This is a genomic window from Pseudomonas sp. RA_15y_Pfl2_54 (genome assembly GCF_963971015.1).
Lineage (GTDB): Bacteria > Pseudomonadota > Gammaproteobacteria > Pseudomonadales > Pseudomonadaceae > Aquipseudomonas > Aquipseudomonas baetica_A.
In genome coordinates, this window is the sequence record NZ_CAXAPN010000001.1 from 275,924 (window position 1) to 299,573 (window position 23,650).

Here is a 23,650-nt window from a genome sequence, read left to right on the forward strand (position 1 = left end):
ACTCTCGACGGTCTCAGTTCACAGCGGACGTCGCTTCGACATGACGCGGTAAGGTCACCCGGATACGGGTGCCGCGCTGGCTTTGTACATCAGCCGGGCTGTCGATGGTGATTTGTCCATAATGCTCTTCAACGATGGAATAGACCAGTGCAAGGCCCAGACCGGTACCTTCACCAGGATCCTTGGTGGTGAAGAAAGGTTCGAACAATCGGTCCATGATGTTCTTCGGAATACCGCTGCCTTCGTCCTCAACGATCAGGTCGACCGTGTGTTCTCCGGCCTCGCTCTTGACCCTCACGGCGCTGCCGGCAGGCGAGGCGTCACGAGCGTTGGAGAGCAGATTGATCAGCACTTGGGCAAGGCGTTGTGGGTCACCTTCGACCCAGTGATCCGGGTCGCACAGGTTGTAGAACTGCACTTCGAAATTGCGCCGGTTCAGCGCCAATAGCCCGATGGCATCCTGGGCCACTTCGGCCAGACAAACGGGCTCGTCGTTATGCTGATGACCGCCGGCATGGGCAAAACTCATCAGCGACTGAACGATGCGTGACACGCGTTTGGTCTGTTCGAGAATCTGTCCGCTGATCTCGGTCAGCTCGTCGTCTTCTTCGCGTTCTTCGCGCAGGTTCTGCGCCAGACAAGCGATGCCGGTGATCGGGTTGCCGATTTCGTGGGCGACACCCGCGGCGAGACGACCGATGCTGGCCAGACGCTCGGAGTGGACCAGTTTGTCTTCAAGCATCTGGGTTTCGGTCAAATCTTCTACCAGCAACACCAAACCGCTGTTACCCGGTGCCAACGGCTCATCGATTGCCGCTTTGTGCAGGTTCAGCCAGCGGGTCTGTCCGTCGAGTGCCAGATGCTGTTTGTGCAAGTGTTCGTCCGGCAGGTTGATAAAGCCCTGGAGCAATTCTTTCCATGGATTGCCAATGGTGCTCAAGCGCGAGCCGACCACGCGCTGCGCGGCGATCCCGGTCAGCTCTTCCATAGCCTTGTTCCACATCAGGATCTCTTGGTCCTTGGCCAGCGAGCAGACGCCCATTGGCAGTTCCTGCAGGGTCTGGCGGTGGTAGCGGCGCAGTGCGTCGAGTTCGGCGGCCAGGCCCGTGAGGCGCGAGTGGTAATCCTCAAGGCGGCTTTCGATGAAGTGGATGTCTTCGGTGACGTAATTTTCGCCGCCGGCCTTGTACGGCAGGAAGGTTTCGACCATGTCCTGGGCCACACTCGGCCCCATCAGCCCGGAGAGGTTGGCTTCAATACGGTCGCGTAATCGGCGCAAGGCGTAAGGCCGACGCTCATCGAAGGGCAGGTAAAGGTCGCGCAAGGCCTGTTCGACTTCTTTCTGCGCCGCTTTGGCGCCGAGCGGTTTGGCCAGTTGTGTGGCGAATTCCTGCGGCGAGGCGGCGTGCAGCTCGCGGCGTTGCGGACGGCGTACGTTATCCACCGCGCAGGCTTCGGCGGCGCTGGCCTCTTCGGGGCTGGCATTGGTGAACAGCGAAATCAGGGTGAACATCAGCACGTTGGCGGCCAGCGACGCGATGGCCGCCATGTGCCAACTGGTGTCGTCCAGCACGTAAATCATGTTCAGCAGCGGAATGTAGAAACCCTGCAGATTGCCGACCAGCGGCAGCAGCATGGTGACGACCCAGACCAGAATCCCGGCCAGCAGCCCGGCGATAAAGCCGCGCCGGTTAGCGGTCGGCCAGTACAGCACGGACAACACGCCGGGCAGGAATTGCAGGGTCGCGACAAACGCGACGATGCCGAGGTTGGCCAGATCCTGTTCGGCACCAAGCATCAGGTAAAAACCGAAACCGGCCATGATGATCGCGACGATCAGTGCTCGACGGGTCCATTTCAGCCAGCGGTAGATATTGCCTTCGGCGGGCGGCTGATAGAGCGGCAGCACCAAATGGTTCAACGCCATGCCTGACAACGCCAGGGTGGTGACGATGATCAGTCCGCTGGCGGCCGACAGCCCGCCGACATAAGCAAGCAAGGCCAAGGGTTTGCTGTTGGCGGCAATGCCGATGCCGAGAGTGAAGTATTCCGGATCGGTGGTGGCGCCGAGCTTGAGACCGGCCCACAGGATCAGCGGCACCGCCAGACTCATCAGCAGCAGGAACAGCGGCAGGCCCCAACTGGCACTGACGAGGGAGCGCGGGTTGAGGTTCTCGGTAAAGGTCATGTGATACATGTGCGGCATCACGATGGCCGAGGCGAAGAACACCAGCAGCAGCGTACGCCACGGGCCTTCCTGCAGCGGCGTGTGCAGAGCGGCGAGGGCGGTCTGGTTTTGCAACAGCCACAGTTCAAGCTGTTGCGGGCCGTCGAACACGCCGTACAGCGCATACAGGCCAACGCCGCCGAGAGCGATCAGTTTGATCACCGACTCGAAGGCAATCGCGAACACCAGCCCTTCGTGCTTCTCGCGGGTGGCGATGTGGCGTGAACCAAAGAAAATCGTGAACAAAATGATCAGCGCGCAAAACGCCAGGGCCACGCGGCTCTGAATCGGCTCGCCCGTCAGAATGCCGATGGAGTCGGCCACCGCTTGAATCTGCAACGCCAGCAACGGCAGCACGCCGATCAGCATGAAGATCGTGGTCAGCGCACCGGCCCAGGTGCTGCGAAAGCGGAAGGCGAACAGGTCGGCCAGCGACGACAGTTGATAGGTGCGGGTGATTTTCAGGATCGGATACAGCAACACCGGCGCCAGCAAAAACGCGCCAGAGACCCCGAGATAACTGGAAAGAAAGCCGTAGCCGTACTGATAGGCCAGGCCCACCGTGCCGTAGAACGCCCACGCACTGGCGTAAACCCCCAGCGAAAGGGTGTAGGTCAACGGATGGCGAATGATCGCCCGCGGGATCATGCCCCGTTCGCTGATCCAGGCAACACCGAACAGCACCGCCAGATACGCGGCGCTGATCAGGATCATCTGGGTCAGGCTAAAGCTCATCGGCATCTTTTTGGCTCTGCAGGATGAAGGTCACGACAATCAGGATCAGCCAGAGCAGATAGGGGCGATACCAGGCGCCCGTAGCGTCGATCCACCAATCCATGATGGCGGGAGAAAACAGATAGATCCCCACGACCAAAAGCAGGACCAAGCGATAGATGTACATCCCGGCCTCTCTTTTTTATGCGCGTGCCCGAAAACGTGCGGCGATGGTAACGGATGGCGGCGCGACTGCAAGTGTCGTCATCGCAGTTGTGCTTCGGGCAGGGTCAGTGTGCGCGGGATCTTCGTGGCGTCCCAGTGGGTGCTGCCCCAGTTGAGCAGTTCCTGCGGCGTCGCATATTCGAGTTCGGCGCCGGGGTTTTGCCCCAGTGCGCGCAGGGCCCTTAGCAGCAACGGCGTGGCTTGATCAGCTTGCAGTGGCGGCGAGCGGTAGGACTTGCCCAGTTTGTTGCCGTCCGGCTGAGTGATCAGCGGCAGGTGCAGATAACGCGGCTGACGCAGGCCCAGCAACTCCTGCAGGTAGAGCTGGCGCGGGGTGGAGTCGAGCAGATCGGCGCCGCGCACGATGTCAGTAATACCCTGCGAGGCATCGTCAAGCACCACGGCCAGTTGATAGGCATAGAGGCCGTCGCGACGGCGGATGACGAAATCGCCGACATCGCGGCCCAGATGCTGGCGGTATTCGCCTTGCACGCGGTCGATGAAATGGTATTCGAGCTCCGGCACACGCAGGCGGATAGCGGCATCCTGCTGGTCGTGCCCGGCATTGCGGCAAAACCCGGGATAAATCCCGTGATACGGCTCCAGTTGTTTGCGCGAGCAAGTGCAGGCGTAGGCCAGACCATGGTTGAACAGGCTGTTGAGGACTTCGGCATAGGCATCGTGCCGATCACTCTGGCGCACCATCTCGCCGTCCCATTCAAACCCATAGCTTTGCAGCGCCTTGAGAATCGCGCTCTGCGCGCCGGGCTCTTCACGGGGTGGATCGAGATCTTCCATGCGCACCAGCCAGCGACCACCCACAGAGCGGGCGTCGAGATAGGAGGCGAGCGCTGCGACCAGCGAACCGAAATGCAGGTGGCCACTGGGGGTTGGGGCGAAGCGGCCGATGTAGGCAGGGGAGGTTTTGGCAGTCATGGGAGCCATATAACTTTTCAGGTTTCGCGCGCATTACCGTTGTGGGAGGGGGCTTGCTCCCGAATGCGGTTTATGAGTCAACATCTCTGTTTATGACACACCGTATTCGGGAGCAAGTCCCCTCCCGCAATGGCAGAGAAAACAGAGAAGGCAGGCAAAAGGCAGAAACAAAAACGGAGCGTTCGCACGCTCCGTTTTTTGTTCAGGTCGAAATTACTTGCCGACCTGCTTTTCCTTGATTTCCGCCAGGGTCTTGCAGTCGATGCACAGATCCGCGGTAGGACGGGCTTCGAGGCGCTTGACGCCGATCTCGATGCCGCAGGACTCGCACCAGCCGTATTCTTCGTCCTGAATCAGCTCAAGCGTCTTGTCGATCTTTTTGATCAACTTGCGTTCGCGATCACGGGCGCGCAGTTCGAGGGCGAATTCTTCTTCCTGGCTGGCACGATCGGCCGGGTCAGGGAAGTTGGCCGCTTCGTCTTTCATGTGATCAACAGTACGGTCGACTTCCTGCATCAAGTCCTGTTTCCACTTGTTCAGGATCTTGGTGAAGTGCGCTCGCATCGGGGCGCCCATGTACTCTTCGCCAGCCTTCGGAACATAAGGTTCGAAGCCGCTGATCGTCGCTTGTTGCTGTTGCTTTGCTTGGGTGGGCATGAAATGGACCGCCTCTACTCTTGTAATCCATTGCGCAGGATTGCTCCATCACCGACACCTGCCGGCCCTGCGGCTGCAAGCGGGCGAACTTACCAGATCAATTCGGCCTGCGCTACTCCCGGATGTCGAGGCCCCGGCGGGTGGCGCTTGCAAATGTTTGGCAAGCCGTGTCTGGCGGTGTGGAAGACCTGTTCAATCACTGATTTTAGTCAATCCTGGAGCGTACGCTTGTGTCATTACAATCCAGAGTTCTTGAGGCTGTGACCTCTGCGGGTTCTCGCTCGTTCCGGCAGATGGGTAGAATCGTTTCTTTTCCCTCGTCGAAGGAAGGCCAATGGCTCAGCCCTACAGTGCGCGCAGTCGTGCGATCGAACCGTTCCATGTGATGGCGCTGCTGGCGCGGGCCAATGAATTGCAGGCCGAGGGGCACGATGTCATTCACCTGGAGATTGGCGAACCGGACTTCACGACCGCAGAGCCAATCATCCGTGCCGGCCAAGCCGCGCTGACGGCGGGCAAAACCCGTTACACCGCTGCCCGTGGCATTCCTGAGCTGCGCGAAGCAATTTCCGGTTTCTACCAATCGCGTTATGGCTTGAGCATCGATCCGCGACGCATTCTGATCACCCCGGGCGGCTCCGGCGCACTGTTGCTGGCCAGCGCCTTGCTGGTCGACCCCGGCAAGCACTGGCTCCTGGCGGACCCCGGATACCCGTGTAATCGCCACTTCCTGCGGTTGGTCGAAGGCGCTGCGCAGCTAGTGCCCGTCGGGCCGGACGTGCGTTATCAACTGACTCCGGATCTGGTCGAGCGCTATTGGGACCACGAGAGTGTTGGCGCGCTGGTTGCTTCGCCAGCCAACCCGACGGGGACCATTTTGACGCGCGATGAATTGGCCGGCTTATCCACCGCCATCAAGGCCCGGCACGGCCATCTGGTGGTAGACGAGATCTATCACGGCCTGACGTATGGCACCGATGCGGCGAGCGTGCTGGAAGTCGATGACAGCGCATTTGTCCTCAACAGCTTCTCGAAATATTTCGGCATGACCGGCTGGCGCCTCGGTTGGCTGGTGGCGCCGGATGCGGCGGTCAGCGAGTTGGAGAAGCTCGCACAGAACCTCTACATCAGCGCACCGAGCATGGCGCAATACGCGGCGCTGGCCTGTTTCGAACCTGACACGATCGCGATTCTGGAGCAGCGCCGCGCCGAATTCGGCCGTCGCCGCGATTTCCTCCTGCCGGCGTTGCGCGAACTGGGTTTCAACATTGCCGTGGAACCCGAAGGTGCATTCTATCTTTATGCAAATATCAGCCAGTTCGGCGGCGATGCCTTCGCGTTCTGCCAACATTTCCTCGAAACCGAGCACGTTGCGTTTACCCCGGGTCTGGATTTCGGACGCTATCAGGCCAGCCACCATGTGCGTTTTGCCTACACGCAAAACCTCCCTCGCTTACAGGAAGCGGTGGAGCGGATCGCGCGTGGCTTGAAGAGCTGGCAAGGCTGATGCGTTTTCATCCTCCTCTGGAAGAGGCGCGGCTAATCCGTCGTTACAAGCGTTTTCTCACCGATATCGAAACCGTTGGCGGCGAGTTGCTGACGATTCACTGCCCAAACACCGGCTCGATGCTCAATTGTCAGGTCCAGGGCGGGCAAGTCTGGTTCAGTCGCTCCAACGACCCGAAACGCAAATTGCCCGGCACTTGGGAAATCGGCGAAACCCCGCAGGGCCGTTTGTTTTGTGTCAATACCGCGCGCGCCAACGGGCTGGTCGAAGAAGCCTTGCAGGCTGGCGTCATCACCGAGTTGAACGGGTTTACCGCGTTGAAGCGCGAAGTGGCTTACGGACAGGAAAAAAGCCGCATCGACTTTCGCCTCGAATACCCGAGCGGCCCGGCGTATGTGGAAGTGAAAAGCGTCACCTTGGGCTTTGATGGCACGAATGTGGCGGCGTTTCCCGATGCCGTGACCCAGCGTGGCGCCAAGCATTTGCGTGAACTGGCGCATCTGGCGCGGGACGGGATTCGTGCGGTGCAGTTGTACTGCGTGAGTCTCACCGGGATTGAGGCGGTGCGTCCGGCCGTGGAAATCGACCCGGCCTATGCCGAGGCGCTACGTGAAGCGGTTGCCAGTGGCGTTGAAGTACTGGCGTACGGTGTGCGGTTGAACCATGAGGAAATGTTCATTGATCGTCGGTTGGAGGTACTGCTCAGCGGTTAAAGGGTGATCCACACACCTTGTACGTCTTCCCGGCAGGGGATGCGGGTCAACGATTGCCCGGCGCAGGGCCCTGCGACGCATTCACCGTCCTCGATCAGAAACAGTGCGCCGTGGGTGGCGCACTGGATCAGGCTGTTGCTCGGGTCGAGAAACTGATCCGCCTGCCATTCCAGGCCAACGCCTCGATGCGGGCAACGATTGAGGTAGACATAGACCTGGCCGTTGCGGCGCACGGCAAACAGTTTTTTTCCGTCGACATCAAAACCGCGACTGCCGGCCTCGGCCAGATCGGCACCCGCGCAGAGAAACTTCATGGCTATCCTCTAATGTTGGCTCGTGTTCGGATATGTTCGAGCTTGACGTTTAAATGCAAGCAATTATCAAATGGCGGCCTTCGCCCACCGGCGTTTGCCTGATGCCGAGGATACTTGGCCTGCCACCCAGACGCCCGGGAAACCTTGTTAAAGGAAGCTGTGTATGCGCCTGAGTCTGCGCGTTGTGAAAACCCTGTCTGACGCTTTCTACCCGGCCAAGAGCAACCCATGACCACACGGGTCAAACCCCGAGGCTTGTTCATTGGCCTGACGCTCCTGTGTGTGCTGGCGATCTGGCTGTCATTGGCGCTCGGCCCGGTCAGTCTGCCGCTGTTCGATACGTTACGCGCGGCTTTGCGCCTGATCGGTGTGCCGCTGGCACCGGAGGGGCTGGAGCAGGCCGAACTGATTCTCGGGCAGATTCGCCTGCCGCGAACGTTACTCGGGCTAGCGGTCGGCGGTGTACTGGCATTGTCTGGCGTGACGATGCAGGGGTTGTTTCGTAATCCGCTGGCGGACCCAGGGCTGGTCGGTGTTTCCAGTGGCGCGGCGTTAGGGGCGGCGATAGCGATTGTCGGCGGCTCTTTTTTTGGCGGTTTGCCTGAATCGTTCGGGCCTTATCTGTTATCGGTGTGTGCGTTTCTCGGCGGGCTCGGGGTGACGGCGCTGGTCTGCCGACTCGGCCGGCGCAATGGGCAAACCAACGTTGCAACCCTGTTGCTGGCGGGGATCGCGCTGACGGCGCTGGCCGGTTCGGCGGTCGGACTGTTCACCTATCTCGCGGACGACGCAACCCTGCGCACGCTGACGTTCTGGAACCTGGGCAGCCTCAACGGCGCCAGTTATGCGCGGTTGTGGCCGTTGTTGATCATCAGCGCCGGCGTTGCGCTGTGGCTGCCGCGTCGGGCGAAAGCGTTGAATGCCTTGCTGCTCGGTGAATCCGAGGCGGGGCATTTGGGCATTGATGTCGAGCGGCTCAAGCGCCAATTGGTGTTCTGCACGGCGCTGGGTGTCGGCGCGGCAGTGGCAGCGGCGGGGATGATCGGTTTTGTCGGGTTGGTGGTGCCGCATCTGGTGCGGTTGTTGGCAGGTCCCGATCATCGAGTGTTGCTGCCAGCCTCTGTGCTGGCCGGGGCGAGTCTGTTGTTGCTGGCGGATCTGCTGGCGCGTCTGGCGCTGGCGCCGGCGGAGTTGCCAATCGGTATTGTCACGGCGTTTATCGGTGCGCCGTTCTTTCTTTATCTGTTGTTGCGAGGGCGTGCCTGATGTTGCGTGCGCACAACGTGCATATCCTTCGCGGCCGCAAGACTGTCCTTGGCGGGGTCAGCGTGGAACTCAAACCGGGCGAAGTGCTCGGCGTGCTGGGCCCCAATGGCGCCGGTAAAAGTACCTTGCTCGGTGCTTTGTGCGGCGAATTGACGGCCAGTGAGGGCGAAGTTTCCCTCGACTGCGAAGCCTTGAGCCATTGGAGCGGTACGCAACGCGCTCAGCGCTTGGCGGTGTTGCCGCAGGTGTCGACGCTGGATTTTGCCTTTCGCGTTGAAGAAGTGGTCGGCATGGGCCGTTTGCCTTATCAAAGTGGTCGGGTACGTGATGACGAGATTGTTGCTGCGGCGCTGGCAGCGGCTGACGCTGCGCATCTGAGCGGTCGCAGTTATCTGGCGTTGTCGGGCGGGGAGCGCCAGCGTGTGCATCTGGCGCGGGTGCTGGCGCAACTCTGGCCGGGGCAGGCTGGGCAAACGTTGCTGCTGGACGAGCCGACGTCGATGCTTGACCCATTGCATCAGCACACAACCTTGCAGGCTGTGCGCGAGTTTGCCGATCGCGGCGCTGCCGTGCTGGTGATCCTGCATGATCTGAATCTGGCGGCACGTTATTGTGATCGCGTGTTGCTGCTCGAAGGTGGGCGTCCGGTTGCACTGGATACGCCGCAGCAAGTGTTGCGTCCGGATATGCTCAAAGCCGTGTTCGGTCTTGAAGTATTGGTGCAGCCGCACCCGGAGCGTGGGCATCCGCTGATCATCGCCCGCTGATGTTTTCATCGAGGTGATTGCATGCGTGGGATGTGGCCGTTGGCAGTGTTGTTGCTCGCGGGGTCTCAGCAGGTCGCCGCGCCGCGAGTTCGGCAAATGATTTTTCCACAGACAAAAAAAGACCCGGTAAAAACCGGGTCAAATAACCGTGATTAGCCTGATGAGGAGATAATCTGAGAGTCCGAACCAAGGGCTTTTCAGAATATCGACCGATCTCGCGATCAGTTGTGATAATCATAGCGATTCTCATTACCGAGTCAACCACTGTTTTTCCATTCCCCTGATTTCATCTCGTCAATGGGCGCCCGGCCCAGAGAAAAGTGGGCTTGGCGTTAATTTCGGTTCGAGCTCAATTGGCTGATCTGCTTGTTCAGTTGATCGATGCGCCGCGCCATGCTTTCGATCAGGCTGTGGGCGATCTTCGGATTGGTGCGGGTCAGGCTCAAAAACTGATCACCGGGAATCAACATCACCGTACTCGGTTCGCAGGCGATGACCGTGGCATTGCGTGGCTCGCCGGTGAACACCGCCATGGCACCGAAAATCTCGTCCTTGGGCACCTCGCCGACCTTGTGCCCATCGACGAAGGCTTCGGCGTGCCCGTCGATGATCACAAATACGTGATCGGCGGCATCGCCTTGCTGAATCAGGGTTTCTCCAGCGTCGACCCGTTTAAAACCATTGGTGCTACGAAACTCCCGAGGTTTCAACTCAGCCACCGCGTGAGCCAGGATCGCCATTTGTCCCAGCAAATACTCGAGAAACTGATCCGCCCGGCCCGGTTCGGCATACAAATGCTGGAACACATCGCTGCGCCGATAGGGCAGCAAACGCACTGGTCCATCGTTGCGCAAACGGCAATCAGCCCAATCGTCACCGCGCTGCAGGCCGATCAAGTCACCTTCCTGCCAGTAAAACAGCGCCCGGGTGCCTATGCAGCCGTTGATCACGCCATCGGTCAGCAGAAACATCTGATCGCCGGGTAATTGCGCCATCAGGTCATCCGTCGCGCCCAACTCCAGGGTTTCTGCGCACGGCGCCAGACCTTCCAGCCATTGCGCCGGCAAGTTCTGCAAACGATTGATCAGTGCGTCGGCAAGCGCCGATTGTTCCCCTAGCAGGTACATAACGGTCAGCGCCTGTTCAATTCTTGTGACGCGAGGAAATGGCTTCGAGTTGCTTGTTCAGGGCGTCCTTGCGCTCGGCTGGGATGTCATTCCAATGCACATCCATGAGCGCACCCTCAATCGCATACAGCAACACCTTCGATGCGCGAAACCCGCGGGTACGCACGGCCCGGTAGGCGTCCACCGCGCCCAGGCGCCGCAAGTCCGAGGCGCTGTGGATGCCCACGGCATGCAGCCATTGCGCTGACGTCTTGCCAAGATTCTTCAGGTGTTGCAGTTCATCATTCATCAAGCCTCCTTGCGACGGCCGAATGGTGCGTGGGCGAGCTTCTCAGGAGTGTAGCCATCAGTAGGAAAAGCGTGGTTGTTTGGTTGCAATCAACGCAAACGCTTCTAAGAAACGACAACCGGGCGGGGTGAAAGGCCTGCGAACGCAGAAAGATGGGTGCAAACAAATATCAAATGTGGGGGCGAGCCTGCTCGCGAAAGCGGTCTGACTTTCACGATCAGGGTAACTGACACTCCGTCTTCGCGAGCAGGCTCGCCCCCACAGGGTGGGCGTCGTGTCAGAGCTATCAGCGGGTGCGATAACGCAGGCGCGTCCCGAAATTCATCGACATCAGAATCTCGTCAGCGCTGAGCTCCGGCGGGAAGTACGCACCGGAAATCTGTGCGTGGGCCAGGCTTGCACCTTCCAGCGAGGCATGACGGAAATCGATGCCACGCAGATCGGCGGAGCGGAAATACGCGTCCCGGAAATCCACGCCATCGGCGTTCAGTTCGCGCAGGTCGAGACCGCGGAAGTCACCGCCGACCATGTCGATCGGCCCGTCTTTCGGGCGCTCTTTGTTAAAACCCGTGATGTCATCTTTGTGCAGCAAGGCATACAGCGGAGTGTCGAGAAGTTTGGGTTGGCTCATGTCACATCACCTGTTGGTTTTATGACGCCAGTATAGTGCCACTATTTGACGGCCGTGAAGCGAGCGAGGGCTTCACGGCCGAAATAGTTTCTTACAGGCCTGGCAGGCGTTGGCGGATCTGCGCCACCACGGTGTCCAGCGTGCCGGATTCATTGGTCTGCACACGTTTGCTGCGCAGGATTTCTTCCGGCGTCAGCGCTTCGCGACTGGCTTGTTGAGCTTCGATCACGGCCAGCGTGGCGTCGGATGGATCCTGCTTGTCTGCTTGACGAATGGCCAGCCAGCTCTCGATCACCGCTTGCGGCGCATTGCAGTCGAGGATCAGGAACGGCGTACCAGTGGCTTCGGCGATTTGCGCCGCGTTGTCACGTTGCTCGCGCTTGAGGTAAGTGGCATCGATCACCACTGGATAACCGGCGTGCAGGATCACTTCAGCGATTTCATGCAGGCGTGCGTAGGTCGCGGTGCTGGCATCGGCACTATAAATGCCGGCCTGCACATCATTGGCGACGGTTTGCTCACCGAACAGACGCTTGCGCTCAACATCGGAGCGCAGACGAATTGCCCCCAGTGCTTCGACCAGACGCATGGCCACGTGGCTTTTGCCAACGGCGGAAACACCGTGGGTGATCGCCATGAACCGCGAAGGAATGGTGCTGTAGCTTTCCGCCAGGTTGGCGTAGTTGCGGTACTGACGCAGGGTGGTGGCGCGCTGCACCGGGGTCGCGTCTGCCGGCATGCTGAACAGTGCCACTTTTGCGCGAACCAGCGCGCGGTAGGCTTTGTAGAAGTTCAGCACTTCCATGCCTTGATAGTCGCCGGTCAGTTCCAGGTACTGGCTGATGAAGCGGCGAGCCAACGATTTCAGACCACGGTCTTCGAGGTCCATCGCCAGGAAGCCGGTGTCAGCCCAGACGTCGGTGAAACGGAACGGTTCGTTGAACTCGATGCAGTCGAAGATCACCACGTTGCCGTCGATGACGGTGGCATTGCCCAAGTGGATATCGCCGTGGCACTCGCGAGTGAAGCCTTCGGCCTTGCGCTGGGCGAACAGTGGCTTGAGGCGGGCGAAGCTGCTTTCGGCCCAGGCTTTAAGTGCCTCAAGTTGCAGCAGATCGTTTTTGTCGCTGAGGAACGGCAGAATCTGTTCGAAGTTTTGCGATACCGGCGCCATCACGCTGTCCGGGGTGCCCGCGTCATGCTCGGCCGGGACTTTCGGGGCGCTGAGGTGGAATTTGGCGATCTGCTCGGCCATTTCATCGATGTGCCGGGTGGTCAGCTCGCCGTTGGCTTGCAGGGTGCTGAGCAAACCGGTTTGCGGAAACTGGCGCATTTTCAGCACGTATTCGATAGCCGGGCCATCGCCGCCCAGTTGTGGCGCTTCGACGCTGCCGGTGACGGGCAGCACTTCCAGGTACAAATCGTCGGTCAGACGCTGGTTCAGGCGTAGCTCTTCGCCGCAGAAATGCTCACGCGCCTGGAGGTTGGTGAAGTCGAGGAAGCCGAAATTCACCGGTTTCTTCACTTTATAAGCAAAGGGGCCGGTGAGGATCACCCACGAGATATGGGTTTCGATGACCTGGAACCCTTCGACGGGGTGCGGGTAGAGGGCCGGGTTTTGCAGGGCAGCGATCAGTGACTGGCTCACGGGCGATCCTTCAGAGGCTGGGGGAAATTCGAGGTCGCCATTATGGCCGCTCGCCAGCCCGACGCAAACCTCGGAGCGCTTCTGTCGAGTCTGAATAAAGTGCGTATAATCCGCCGCCATGACTCGAACTCGATCTCCCCGTACCAAGAAAAAACCACCTTCCAAGGGCCTGCGCCCATGGCTGGGCTGGGCCATTAAACTCAGTCTGGTCGGCCTTGTGGTGCTGGCCGGATTCGCCGTTTACCTCGATGCCGTGGTGCAGGAGAAGTTCTCCGGCAAGCGCTGGACCATCCCGGCCAAGGTGTACGCGCGTCCGCTTGAGCTGTTCGTCGGACAAAAGCTCAGCAAAAACGATTTCCTCACCGAACTCGATGCCCTGGGCTATCGCCGCGAAGCCGTGAGCAATGGGCCGGGCTCCGCAGCGGTCAACGGCAATACCGTCGATCTGAATACCCGTGGCTTCCAGTTTTATGAAGGTATGGAGAAACCGCAGCCGGTGCATGTGCGCTTCTCCGGTGACTACGTTGCTGAGCTTTCGGCAATCAACGGTTCGAAATTGTCCGTGGTTCGCCTGGAACCGCTGCTGATCGGCGGGATTTACCCGAAAAACCTTGAAGACCGCATTCTGATCAAGATCGATCAGGTGCCGCCGTATCTGCTGGACACCCTCGTTGCTGTAGAAGATCGCGATTTCTACAGTCACTGGGGTGTATCGCCGAAGTCGATTGCCCGCGCCATCTGGGTCAATACCTCCGGCGGCAAGATGACTCAGGGCGGCAGTACGCTGACCCAGCAGTTGGTCAAGAACTTCTACCTGACCAATGAACGCAGCCTGACCCGCAAGCTCACCGAAGCAATGATGGCGATGTTGCTGGAGTTGCATTACGACAAGAAAGACATCCTTGAGGCGTACCTCAACGAAGTCTTCGTCGGTCAGGATGGCCAGCGCGCGGTGCATGGTTTCGGTCTGGCGAGCCAGTTTTTCTTCGGTCAACCCTTGTCCGAGCTGAAACTGCATCAAATAGCGTTGCTGGTCGGCATGGTCAAAGGCCCGTCCTATTACAACCCGCGTCGCAACCCCGAGCGTGCGCTTGAGCGTCGCAACCTGGTGCTCGACGTGCTTGAGCAACAAGGCGTGGCAACGGCAGAGCAGGTCGAAGCTGCGAAGAAAATGCCATTGGGTGTGACCACTCGCGGCAAATTGGCGGACAGCTCGTTTCCAGGCTTTATGGATCTGGTCAAACGCCAGTTGCGCGAAGACTATCGCGACGAAGACTTGACCGAAGAAGGCCTGCGGATCTTCACCAGTTTCGACCCGATTCTGCAGATGAAGGCCGAGTCCTCGGTCAATGACACCTTTAAACGTCTGTCAGGGCGCAAAGGCTCCGATGATGTGGAAGCGGCCATGGTCGTGACCAACCCGGAAACCGGTGAAGTACAGGCGATGATCGGTAGCCGGCAGGCAAGTTTTGCCGGATTCAACCGGGCACTCGATGCCGTGCGTCCGGTGGGTTCGTTGATCAAGCCAGCGGTTTATCTGACCGCGCTGGAGAAACCAAGTCAGTACACACTGACCAGTTGGTTGTCTGACGAACCGCTAGCGGTCAAAGGTGCCGACGGTCAGGTGTGGAAACCGCAGAACTATGATCGCCGCTCCCACGGCACCGTGTTCCTTTATCAGGGCCTGGCGCATTCCTACAATCTGTCGACCTCGCGTCTCGGTCTGGAAGTGGGTGTGCCCAATGTACTCAAGACCTTGGCGCGCCTGGGTGTTACGCGTGAGTTTCCGGCATACCCGTCGATGTTGCTGGGCGCCGGCGGCATGACCCCGATCGAAGTGGCGACCATGTACCAGACGCTGGCCAACGGCGGTTTCAACACGCCAATGCGCGGGATCCGCAGCGTACTGACCGCCGAAGGCGAGCCGCTCAAGCGTTATCCGTTCCAGATTCAGCAGCGTTTTGATCCGGCGTCCATCTATCTGATCCAGAACGCCATGCAGCGCGTGATGCGTGAAGGTACCGGCAGATCGGTTTACAACGTGCTGCCGAAAACCCTGACCCTGGCCGGCAAGACCGGCACCAGTAACGATTCTCGCGACAGTTGGTTCGCAGGTTTCAGTCAGGACGTGCTGGCGGTGGTGTGGCTGGGGCGTGATGACAACGGCAAGACGCCGTTCACCGGCGCCACCGGTGCGTTGCAGGTCTGGACCAGTTTCATGCGCAAGGCCGATCCCCTGCCGCTGGACATGCCGCAACCGGACAACATCGTACAGGCGTGGGTTGACTCTCATACCGGGCAAGGCTCCGATGCCAACTGCCCGGGTGCGGTGCAGATGCCGTATATTCGCGGCAGCGAACCGCCACCCGGCGCCTCGTGTGCGGGCGAAACGCCTGCTACAGGCGAGTCGGTGATGGATTGGGTCAAGGGCTGGATGAATTAAGCAAAGAGGGTTTCAAGTGAACAAGTGGTTGATTCCAGCGGTGACCGCCGTAGCTTTGCTCAGCGGCTGCTCTACCGTACAGCGTGGTTCGATCCCGGTGGTTGATTCCGGTACGGCCGTGTCCAACAGCGAACGAATTTCGGCCAATGGCGGCTTCCGTCAAACCACGGTCAAGCGTCCTGTTCAGGGCCAGACTCAGGCCATTCCACAAGGTGACTCTGGTGTAGTTGTGATGGTGCCAGGTGGCGGCGCGACCACCTCGACGCCGATCAGCACTTCGCCGATCGTGCCGGGTCCGGCGTCCGGTGGCATCACGCCGGGGCCGTACAACCCTTCGCCAGTGGAAGCGGCGCCGATCAACTCCGGCAGCTACAGCATGCCTTCGACGCCAAGTGGCATTCCTTCGGCCAACAGTGGCGGTGGCTTGTCAGCGGATGAGCAACTGGACGGTCCGGTTCTCGCCTTGCTGACCACCGCTCAACAGCAACAGGCCGGTGGCGACCTCAACGGCGCGTCTTCCAGCCTGGAGCGCGCGCAACGTGTAGCCCCGCGTGAGCCGCAAGTGCTTTATCGCCTGGCGCAGGTGCGCATGGCTCAAGGCGATGCGCCGCAGGCCGAACAGTTCGCCCGTCGTGCCTTGACCCTGGCCAACGGTCGTCCGGATTTACAGGCCAGTCTGTGGGAACTGATCGCGCAGGCCCGTGAGAAGCAGGGGGACTCCGCTGGTGCCGCTCTGGCCCGTCAAAAGGCCAAGGTTTCGCTGTGATGGACAGTCGTTTTCCGAAAATCGCCGATCAGCTTTTGTTGATCGAGCGTGAACTGCGTACGCAGGGCATGTGGGATGAAGTCTCGCCGTCCGCCGAAGCCTTGAGCAGTGTCGAGCCGTTTTCGGTCGACACGCTCGATTTCGAGCAGTGGTTGCAATGGATATTCCTGCCACGCATGAAGATGATCCTCGAACAGGATCTGCCGTTACCTAATGCCTCGGGTATTCAGGAAATGGCTGAAATGGTCTTCGCCCAGCGCAATCTGCAGGGCAAGGATCGGCAGCTTCAGGTATTGCTCAAAGAGTTCGACCTGCTCATTACTGCTTCGCGCTGAACCGGAAGCTGCCAGTCATTACTGGCAGTTTTCCGCTATCTGCTTCTGCGTTTCGCCGATGCGCTCTTGACGCTGCGCATCATCAAGCCGTCGCAATTTTCCCTCTACTTCCTCCCGCAAGCGCGGATTGTTCTGCAATTGCGCAAGGTTGGTGCGTGCCTGTTCACAAAATGCTTTGAGCTGCGCTTGCTGGTCGGCGACCTGTTTCTGGACCTTGGCGTCGATGGCTTTCTGATCGCCGAGTGCGCCGCTACCGGGCATTGCCGCAGGTTTCGGCGCGGGCGAGGAGGGTGTCTGCACAGAGGTGGACGGCTGGCCTTGGGGAGGTTGTGCATCGAAATGCGTGACACCTTGGGCGTCGACCCATTTGTAGATCTGAGCGGCCGAGCACCAGGGGCTGAGGCCGATCAGCAGTGTGAGGAGGAGCGTTCGCATGCTGATTCCTTGGCAAAATTGCGCAATTGACGCTAACAGAGTAGCGGTTTTCAGGTTTTTTCTTGCGTTCTCATGTGCTTACCCACAATTAAGCACACAGACGACTTGACTTGGAGAGGGCGAAACAGAAGAATCCAAAGTCCGCTGTAGAGGGACTGCCAGAAGCAGACCCTCTCGGTAGATCATGAGGCGCACATCCGCGCCGACCTGTTACACCCGCAACGCGTTACCTCGCGCTGGGTGGGAAAGGCCCGCAACACTTGGGACGATCCCAATACTTGCTCAGTCAGTGCTGACGTAGTCGGCGACCACCGTCGCTCATGCTCTGCCGAGAAGTAAACCTATTAAGACCCGCCCCTATTTTGTGGACGGTATTCTGGCGTTTTAGAGGTGAACAACGTGGAGCTTTTATCTGGCGGTGAGATGCTCGTCCGCTTCTTGCGTGACGAAGGCGTCAAATATATTTACGGGTACCCGGGTGGTGCTCTCCTGCATGTTTACGATGCCCTGTTCAAAGAACCGGAAGTGACCCACATCCTGGTTCGTCACGAACAAGCGGCTACCCATATGGCTGACGGCTATGCCCGTGCCACCGGTAAAGCCGGCGTGGTATTGGTGACTTCCGGTCCAGGCGCCACAAACGCCATCACCGGTATCGCCACGGCCTATATGGATTCGATTCCAATGGTGATCATTTCCGGTCAGGTGCCAAGCACCATGGTCGGCACCGACGCGTTCCAGGAAACCGACATGATCGGTATCTCCCGGCCGATCGTGAAGCACAGCTTCATGATCAAGCACGCCTCGGAAATCCCGGAAGTCATGAAGAAAGCCTTCTACCTGGCACAATCCGGTCGTCCGGGCCCGGTCGTGGTCGATATCCCGAAAGACATGACCAACCCGGCCGAGAAGTTCGAATACGTCTTCCCCAAGAAAGCCAAGCTGCGCTCCTACAGTCCGGCCGTTCGCGGTCACTCCGGGCAAATCCGCAAGGCAGCAGAAATGCTCCTGGCGGCCAAGCGTCCAGTGCTGTACTCCGGCGGCGGCGTGATTCTGGGCAACGGTTCCGCACCGCTGACCGAACTGGCAAAAATGCTCAACCTGCCAGTGACCAACACACTGATGGGCCTGGGCGGGTTCCCTGGCACCGATCGTCAGTTCATCGGCATGCTCGGCATGCACGGCAGCTACACCGCTAACCTGGCGATGCACCATGCTGACGTGATCCTGGCTGTCGGCGCGCGGTTCGACGATCGCGTGATCAACGGCGCGGCGAAGTTCTGCCCGAATGCCAAGATCATTCACATCGATATCGACCCGGCTTCGATTTCCAAGACCATCAAGGCCGACGTGCCGATTGTGGGGCCGGTAGAGAGCGTCCTGACCGAAATGGTCGCGATTCTCAAGGACATCGGCGAGACCCCGAACAAGGAGTCCGTGGCCAGTTGGTGGAAGCAGGTTGATGAATGGCGCGGTGATCGCGGCCTGTTCCCTTACGACAAGGGCGACGGCAGCAAGATCAAGCCACAGACCGTGATCCAAACCCTGTGCGAAGTGACCAAGGGCGATGCCTTTATCACCTCCGACGTGGGTCAGCACCAGATGTTCGCTGCGCAGTACTACACGTTCAACAAGCCGAACCGCTGGATCAACTCCGGTGGCCTGGGCACCATGGGCTTCGGTTTTCCGGCGGCCATGGGTATCAAGTTGAGCTTCCCGGATGAGGACGTTGCCTGCGTGACGGGCGAAGGCAGCATCCAGATGAACATCCAGGAACTGTCGACCTGTCTGCAATATGGCTTGCCGGTGAAGATCGTCATTCTGAACAACGGTGTTCTGGGGATGGTTCGTCAGTGGCAGGACATGAGCTACGGCAGCCGTCACTCGCACTCCTACATGGAATCGCTGCCTGACTTCGTCAAATTGGCTGAAGCTTATGGTCACGTTGGCGTGCGCATTACCGATTCGAAAGATTTGAAGTCGAAGATGGAAGAAGCGTTCGCCATGAAAGATCGCCTGGTGATCATCGATATTTCGGTCGACACCAGTGAGCACGTCTACCCGATGCAGATCAAAGACGGCTCCATGCGCGATATGTGGCTGAGCAAGACGGAGCGTACCTAATCATGCGGCACATTATTTCCTTGCTTCTGGAAAACGAACCCGGTGCTTTGTCTCGCGTAGTCGGCCTGTTCTCGCAGCGCAACTACAACATCGAAAGCCTGACCGTGGCCCCAACCGAAGACCCGACACTGTCGCGTCTGACGCTGACCACGGTTGGCCACGATGAAATCATCGAGCAGATCACCAAAAACCTGAACAAGCTGATCGAAGTGGTCAAGCTGGTGGACCTGTCGGAAAGTGCTCACATCGAGCGCGAACTGATGCTGGTCAAGGTCAAGGCCACTGGCGCTCAGCGCGCCGAGATCAAACGCACTACCGATATCTACCGTGGACAGATCGTCGATGTCAGCGCGAGCGTGTATACCGTTCAATTGACCGGTACCAGCGACAAGCTCGACAGCTTCATTCAGTCCATCGGCACCGCATCGATTCTGGAAACCGTCCGTAGCGGCGTGACCGGCATCGCTCGTGGCGACAAAGTACTCAGCATTTAAACCAAATTAGCGAATGGCCTGAACGGCCTGGATATATAGGGGAAATTCATGAAAGTTTTCTACGATAAAGACTGTGACCTGTCGATCATCCAGGGCAAGAAAGTTGCCATCATCGGTTACGGTTCCCAGGGCCACGCCCAAGCGTGCAACCTGAAAGACTCCGGTGTCGACGTTACCGTTGGTCTGCGTAAAGGTTCGGCTACCGTTGCCAAAGCCGAAGCCCACGGCCTGAAAGTGACCGACGTTGCTTCCGCTGTGGCTTCTGCCGATCTGGTCATGATCCTGACCCCGGACGAGTTCCAGTCCTCCCTGTACAAAAACGAAATCGAACCGAACATCAAGAAAGGCGCCACTCTGGCCTTCTCTCACGGTTTCGCGATCCACTACAACCAGGTTGTTCCGCGTGCCGACCTCGACGTGATCATGATCGCGCCGAAAGCTCCAGGCCACACCGTACGTTCCGAATTCGTGAAAGGCGGTGGTATCCCTGACCTGATCGCGATCTACCAGGACGCTTCGGGCAACGCCAAAAACGTAGCGCTGTCCTACGCGGCTGGTGTGGGTGGCGGTCGTACCGGCATCATCGAAACCACCTTCAAGGACGAGACTGAAACCGACCTGTTCGGCGAACAAGCCGTTCTGTGCGGCGGTACCGTTGAGCTGGTGAAAGCCGGTTTCGAAACGCTGGTTGAAGCTGGCTATGCGCCGGAAATGGCTTACTTCGAGTGCCTGCACGAACTGAAACTGATCGTTGACCTCATGTACGAAGGCGGTATCGCCAACATGAACTACTCGATCTCCAACAACGCTGAGTACGGCGAGTACGTGACGGGTCCTGAAGTGATCAACGCCGAATCCCGTCAGGCCATGCGCAACGCCCTGAAACGTATTCAGGACGGCGAATACGCCAAAATGTTCATCAGCGAAGGTGCAACCGGCTACCCTTCGATGACCGCCAAGCGTCGTAACAACGCCGCTCACGGTATCGAAATCATCGGCGAGCAACTGCGCTCCATGATGCCGTGGATCGGTGCCAACAAGATCGTCGACAAAGCCAAAAACTAAGTCCTCGTCTCTTGTACGAAAAACGCGGCCTCGGCCGCGTTTTTTCGTTTGAGGCGGTGGTTCTGGTATAAAGCTGCATCGTTTGTGGCCGAACCGTCGTCACAGACACAGTCGATTTTTTCCAAACCGTTGCAAGGTAATGTCCATGAGCGAACGTCCCGAAGAGCCGAACAAGGCTTCTGACGCCGAAAGCATGCTGCCCATCGATGAGCACATCGAAGAAGGGCACGACGCAGAAGGTCGTAAAGTCCGGCATCGTGGTATCTATCTGCTGCCGAACCTGTTCACCACTGCAAACCTGTTCGCAGGTTTTTATTCCATCATCAATTCGATGAGCGCCCAGGCTGCGTTGAGCGCCGGCGACTCAGTGAACGCGAGCAAGTATTTCGCCTTTGCAGCGATCGCCATTTTCGTCGCCATGGTGCTCGACGGCCTGGACGGTCGCGTCGCGCGCATGACCAATACGCAAAGTGCGTTCGGTGCCGAGTACGACTCGCTGTCGGACATGGTCGCGTTCGGGGTTGCGCCGGCCTTGCTGGCGTTCGGTTGGGCGCTGGGCGACATGGGCAAAGTCGGCTGGATGGTCGCCTTCATCTATGTGGCGGGTGCGGCCTTGCGTTTGGCGCGCTTCAACACCCAGGTCGGTACTGCGGATAAACGCTATTTCATCGGTCTGGCCAGCCCGGCAGCCGCTGGCGTGGTGGCGGGCATTGTCTGGGCGTTCAGTGATTACGGCATTCAGGGCTCGAAAATGTCGTTTCTGGTCGCGTTGATGGTGGCGGCTGCTGGCATGCTGATGGTCAGCAATATCAAGTACAACAGCTTCAAGGAGCTGGACTTGAAAGGGCGCGTGCCTTTCGTGGCGATTCTCGCGGTGGTGCTGGTGTTTGCCGTGGTCTTCAGCGATCCACCGCGCATTCTGCTGCTGGTTTTCCTCGCTTATGCGGCGTCCGGCCCTGTGCAATACCTGTTGCATCTCCGTCGGCACAAAAAGGCCGAGTGATGTAATTTTCCGCATACTCCGCAGTCTATGGGTGCATCTGTCCTCCAAAGCTGCGGAGTTGCCATGCTGATCAAAGTCCCTCAAACGTCTGACTGCCATGAGTCGGATGTCACGCCTGAATCCATTTACCTCTCTCGCCGCCAATTGCTTGGTGCCACTGCTGCTGTTATCGCCGTCAGTAGCCTGCCGCGCTGGGCGAGTGCCGACGATGCCGCTCGCTATGCTGATGTCGAGGCGGGTAAAGCGCCTGCCTGGTTTGCCGAAAAGCTTCCTTCTACTAAATGGGGAGCGGTCAACGTCAAGGGTGAGGCGATTACGCCTTATAAAGACGCGACCCACTACAACAACTTCTATGAGTTTGGTACCGACAAGGGGGATCCGGCTGCAAATGCCGGCTCGCTGAAAACCGAGCCGTGGAGTGTGGTCGTTGACGGGGAGGTAGGTAAGCCCGGACGTTACGCGCTCGAAGACTTCATGAAGCCGTATCAGTTGGAGGAGCGCATTTATCGTCTGCGCTGTGTTGAGGCCTGGTCGATGGTCATTCCATGGATCGGTTTCCCTGTTTCGGCGTTGCTCAAACAGGTCGAGCCGACCTCCAATGCCAAGTACATCCGCTTTGAGACTCTACAGGATCCCAAGAGCATGCCCGGACAGCGCTCTGGTTTTGCCCTGATCGACTGGCCTTATGTAGAAGGCTTGCGTCTGGATGAGGCGATGAATCCTTTGGCTATTCTGGCGGTTGGTATGTATGGCCGTGAGTTGCCCAATCAAAACGGTGCTCCACTGCGCTTGGTAGTGCCATGGAAGTATGGGTTCAAGAGTGTTAAATCCATCGTGCGTATTAGTCTGGTCAGTGAGCAGCCGAAGACGACCTGGCAAAGTATTGCCGCCGATGAGTACGGATTTTATGCGAACGTGAACCCGACGGTTGATCACCCGCGTTGGACGCAAGCTCGGGAGCGGCGCTTGCCCAATAGCCTGTTCAAGCCGAACGTGCGCGATACGCAGATGTTCAACGGCTACGCGGATGAAGTCGCTTCTTTATATACAGGGCTCGATTTGCGGAAGAACTACTGATGCGATTCCCGTTCTGGCGTATAGGCGTTTTCATGGCGGCGGCGGTTTGGCCCTTGCTTTGGTTCTATCAGGCTTTTGCGCAATTGCTTGGTCCCGATCCCGGCAAGGTGCTGGTTGATCGGTTAGGGCTTGGTACGTTGGTGTTGTTGCTGATCACCTTGAGCATGACGCCTTTGCAGAAGCTGACCGGATGGGCGGGGTGGATCGCAGTTCGTCGGCAGTTGGGGCTTTGGTGTTTTGCCTATGTGGTTCTACATCTATGCAGTTACATGGCATTTATTCTGGGTTTCGATTGGTCCCAGCTAGGGGTAGAACTGCGTAAACGTCCGTACATTATTGTCGGGACACTGGGGTTCCTCGGATTGTTGGCTTTGGCGGTGACTTCCAATCGCTACAGTCAACGCCTTTTGGGTGTTCGATGGAAGAAGTTACATCGACTGGTATACGTGATACTTGGGCTTGGATTGCTGCATATGCTGTGGATCGTACGGGCTGATCTCAAGGAGTGGGCTGTCTATGCTTTTATAGGTGCTCTGCTTCTGTTGCTGCGCGTTCCTCCTGTTGCTCGTCGAGTCCCGCGTTTATTGGCTAGAAAGCAGATTCTGAAAGAAAAGCGAAATTAACGGTTGACGGCAGATTCTGGAAGCCTATAATTCGCCCCACTTCCGGCGCAGTCGAAACGGAAAACTCCTTGAGATTCAATGAGTTATGAGGTTTTCGGCAGCAAGTTGCTTCAGTTCATCGAAGCCAGAAAGAAGTTGAAAAAGAGGTGTTGACAGCAGCGTGTAACGCTGTAGAATTCGCCTCCCGCTGACGAGAGATCGAAGGCGCAAGTGGTTGAAGTTGTTGAAGAATTCTTCGAAAACTTCTGAAAATAACCACTTGAC

The 23,650-nt window shown here is 58.5% G+C and carries 24 protein-coding genes; 13 read left to right on the plus strand and 11 right to left on the minus strand.

Going from position 1 to position 23,650, the window contains the following annotated elements:
- Nucleotides 1-13: 13 nt before the first annotated feature.
- The 4 genes from AACY50_RS01370 to dksA form a co-directional block, all read right to left on the minus strand.
- The gene (locus tag AACY50_RS01370) at nucleotides 14-2,968 is read right to left on the minus strand and encodes a sensor histidine kinase (RefSeq protein ID WP_339432800.1); all 2,955 of its coding nucleotides are present in this window, start codon (nucleotides 2,966-2,968) and stop codon (nucleotides 14-16) included.
- Nucleotides 2,952-3,128 (minus strand): hypothetical protein, encoded by a 177-nt coding sequence (locus tag AACY50_RS01375; RefSeq protein WP_003176118.1) that lies wholly within the window; start codon nucleotides 3,126-3,128, stop codon nucleotides 2,952-2,954. Before AACY50_RS01375 ends, AACY50_RS01370 begins: the two co-directional genes overlap by 17 nt.
- A gap of 77 nt (nucleotides 3,129-3,205) precedes the next feature.
- On the minus strand, nucleotides 3,206-4,102 hold the full coding sequence (gluQRS, locus tag AACY50_RS01380; protein WP_339538060.1) for a tRNA glutamyl-Q(34) synthetase GluQRS: 897 nt from the start codon (nucleotides 4,100-4,102) through the stop codon (nucleotides 3,206-3,208).
- Between the two features lie 213 nt (nucleotides 4,103-4,315).
- Nucleotides 4,316-4,759, minus strand: a complete 444-nt coding sequence (gene dksA / locus AACY50_RS01385; protein ID WP_003228250.1) for an RNA polymerase-binding protein DksA — start codon at nucleotides 4,757-4,759, stop codon at nucleotides 4,316-4,318.
- A 334-nt stretch (nucleotides 4,760-5,093) separates the two neighbouring features.
- On the opposite strand from dksA, the gene AACY50_RS01390 reads away from it, so the two are divergent.
- Entirely contained in the window at nucleotides 5,094-6,266 is a 1,173-nt protein-coding gene (locus AACY50_RS01390; protein ID WP_339432802.1) for a pyridoxal phosphate-dependent aminotransferase, read from the plus strand.
- The gene (sfsA, locus tag AACY50_RS01395) at nucleotides 6,266-6,979 is read left to right on the plus strand and encodes a DNA/RNA nuclease SfsA (RefSeq protein ID WP_339538062.1); all 714 of its coding nucleotides are present in this window, start codon (nucleotides 6,266-6,268) and stop codon (nucleotides 6,977-6,979) included. Before AACY50_RS01390 ends, sfsA begins: the two co-directional genes overlap by 1 nt.
- On the opposite strand, the gene AACY50_RS01400 is transcribed toward sfsA, so the two are convergent.
- Complete coding sequence (locus AACY50_RS01400) at nucleotides 6,976-7,293, minus strand: Rieske (2Fe-2S) protein (protein ID WP_339432804.1); 318 nt, start codon at nucleotides 7,291-7,293, stop codon at nucleotides 6,976-6,978. The genes sfsA and AACY50_RS01400 overlap by 4 nt on opposite strands.
- A gap of 282 nt (nucleotides 7,294-7,575) precedes the next feature.
- Here AACY50_RS01400 and AACY50_RS01405 point away from each other — a divergent pair, with 282 nt between their 5' ends.
- Together AACY50_RS01405 and AACY50_RS01410 are read left to right on the plus strand one after the other, a co-directional pair.
- Nucleotides 7,576-8,559, plus strand: a complete 984-nt coding sequence (locus tag AACY50_RS01405; RefSeq protein WP_339493926.1) for a FecCD family ABC transporter permease — start codon at nucleotides 7,576-7,578, stop codon at nucleotides 8,557-8,559.
- Nucleotides 8,559-9,326, plus strand: coding sequence for a heme ABC transporter ATP-binding protein (locus tag AACY50_RS01410; protein WP_339466641.1), 768 nt, complete (start codon nucleotides 8,559-8,561; stop codon nucleotides 9,324-9,326). Before AACY50_RS01405 ends, AACY50_RS01410 begins: the two co-directional genes overlap by 1 nt.
- A 332-nt stretch (nucleotides 9,327-9,658) precedes the next feature.
- Here the strand turns inward: AACY50_RS01410 and AACY50_RS01415 are convergent, their stop codons facing one another.
- The 4 genes from AACY50_RS01415 to AACY50_RS01430 form a co-directional block, all read right to left on the minus strand.
- Complete coding sequence (locus tag AACY50_RS01415) at nucleotides 9,659-10,453, minus strand: Crp/Fnr family transcriptional regulator (protein ID WP_339538063.1); 795 nt, start codon at nucleotides 10,451-10,453, stop codon at nucleotides 9,659-9,661.
- A 16-nt stretch (nucleotides 10,454-10,469) separates the two neighbouring features.
- Nucleotides 10,470-10,742: a TfoX/Sxy family protein gene (locus tag AACY50_RS01420; protein ID WP_003228231.1), complete on the minus strand. Its 273-nt coding sequence runs from the start codon at nucleotides 10,740-10,742 to the stop codon at nucleotides 10,470-10,472.
- Nucleotides 10,743-11,028: 286 nt separating this feature from the next.
- The gene (locus tag AACY50_RS01425) at nucleotides 11,029-11,373 is read right to left on the minus strand and encodes a pentapeptide repeat-containing protein (protein WP_221733586.1); all 345 of its coding nucleotides are present in this window, start codon (nucleotides 11,371-11,373) and stop codon (nucleotides 11,029-11,031) included.
- Between the two features lie 91 nt (nucleotides 11,374-11,464).
- Nucleotides 11,465-13,021, minus strand: a complete 1,557-nt coding sequence (locus AACY50_RS01430) for a bifunctional aminoglycoside phosphotransferase/ATP-binding protein (RefSeq protein WP_339466644.1) — start codon at nucleotides 13,019-13,021, stop codon at nucleotides 11,465-11,467.
- 118 nt (nucleotides 13,022-13,139) lie between these two features.
- Here AACY50_RS01430 and mrcB point away from each other — a divergent pair, with 118 nt between their 5' ends.
- Genes mrcB through AACY50_RS01445 form a run of 3 tightly spaced genes read left to right on the plus strand, consistent with a single transcriptional unit; the run spans nucleotide 13,140 to nucleotide 16,565 of the window.
- Nucleotides 13,140-15,464: a penicillin-binding protein 1B gene (gene mrcB, locus AACY50_RS01435; RefSeq protein WP_339432808.1), complete on the plus strand. Its 2,325-nt coding sequence runs from the start codon at nucleotides 13,140-13,142 to the stop codon at nucleotides 15,462-15,464.
- Between the two features lie 16 nt (nucleotides 15,465-15,480).
- Nucleotides 15,481-16,230 carry a hypothetical protein gene (locus AACY50_RS01440; protein WP_339432809.1) on the plus strand — a complete coding sequence of 250 codons (750 nt, stop codon included), beginning with the start codon at nucleotides 15,481-15,483 and terminating at the stop codon, nucleotides 16,228-16,230.
- Nucleotides 16,230-16,565, plus strand: a complete 336-nt coding sequence (locus tag AACY50_RS01445; protein WP_221733590.1) for a YqcC family protein — start codon at nucleotides 16,230-16,232, stop codon at nucleotides 16,563-16,565. Before AACY50_RS01440 ends, AACY50_RS01445 begins: the two co-directional genes overlap by 1 nt.
- An 18-nt stretch (nucleotides 16,566-16,583) precedes the next feature.
- Here the strand turns inward: AACY50_RS01445 and AACY50_RS01450 are convergent, their stop codons facing one another.
- On the minus strand, nucleotides 16,584-17,000 hold the full coding sequence (locus AACY50_RS01450; RefSeq protein ID WP_339466647.1) for a DUF4124 domain-containing protein: 417 nt from the start codon (nucleotides 16,998-17,000) through the stop codon (nucleotides 16,584-16,586).
- 399 nt (nucleotides 17,001-17,399) lie between these two features.
- On the opposite strand from AACY50_RS01450, the gene AACY50_RS01455 reads away from it, so the two are divergent.
- The 6 genes from AACY50_RS01455 (at nucleotide 17,400) to msrQ (ending at nucleotide 23,386) form a co-directional block, all read left to right on the plus strand.
- On the plus strand, nucleotides 17,400-19,124 hold the full coding sequence (locus AACY50_RS01455) for an acetolactate synthase 3 large subunit (protein WP_339432811.1): 1,725 nt from the start codon (nucleotides 17,400-17,402) through the stop codon (nucleotides 19,122-19,124).
- A 2-nt stretch (nucleotides 19,125-19,126) separates the two neighbouring features.
- Entirely contained in the window at nucleotides 19,127-19,618 is a 492-nt protein-coding gene (gene ilvN, locus AACY50_RS01460) for an acetolactate synthase small subunit (protein ID WP_003205610.1), read from the plus strand.
- 48 nt (nucleotides 19,619-19,666) lie between these two features.
- Nucleotides 19,667-20,683 carry a ketol-acid reductoisomerase gene (gene ilvC / locus AACY50_RS01465; protein ID WP_277759308.1) on the plus strand — a complete coding sequence of 339 codons (1,017 nt, stop codon included), beginning with the start codon at nucleotides 19,667-19,669 and terminating at the stop codon, nucleotides 20,681-20,683.
- Between the two features lie 145 nt (nucleotides 20,684-20,828).
- Nucleotides 20,829-21,686, plus strand: a complete 858-nt coding sequence (gene pssA, locus AACY50_RS01470) for a CDP-diacylglycerol--serine O-phosphatidyltransferase (RefSeq protein WP_339432813.1) — start codon at nucleotides 20,829-20,831, stop codon at nucleotides 21,684-21,686.
- A 63-nt stretch (nucleotides 21,687-21,749) separates the two neighbouring features.
- The gene (gene msrP, locus AACY50_RS01475; protein WP_339432814.1) at nucleotides 21,750-22,763 is read left to right on the plus strand and encodes a protein-methionine-sulfoxide reductase catalytic subunit MsrP; all 1,014 of its coding nucleotides are present in this window, start codon (nucleotides 21,750-21,752) and stop codon (nucleotides 22,761-22,763) included.
- On the plus strand, nucleotides 22,763-23,386 hold the full coding sequence (msrQ, locus tag AACY50_RS01480; protein WP_339538064.1) for a protein-methionine-sulfoxide reductase heme-binding subunit MsrQ: 624 nt from the start codon (nucleotides 22,763-22,765) through the stop codon (nucleotides 23,384-23,386). The genes msrP and msrQ overlap by 1 nt, the downstream gene beginning before the upstream one ends.
- Before the next feature lie 75 nt (nucleotides 23,387-23,461).
- Here the strand turns inward: msrQ and AACY50_RS01485 are convergent.
- On the minus strand, nucleotides 23,462-23,650 hold a 189-nt coding region (locus AACY50_RS01485; protein ID WP_339538065.1), incomplete at its 5' end, for a hypothetical protein.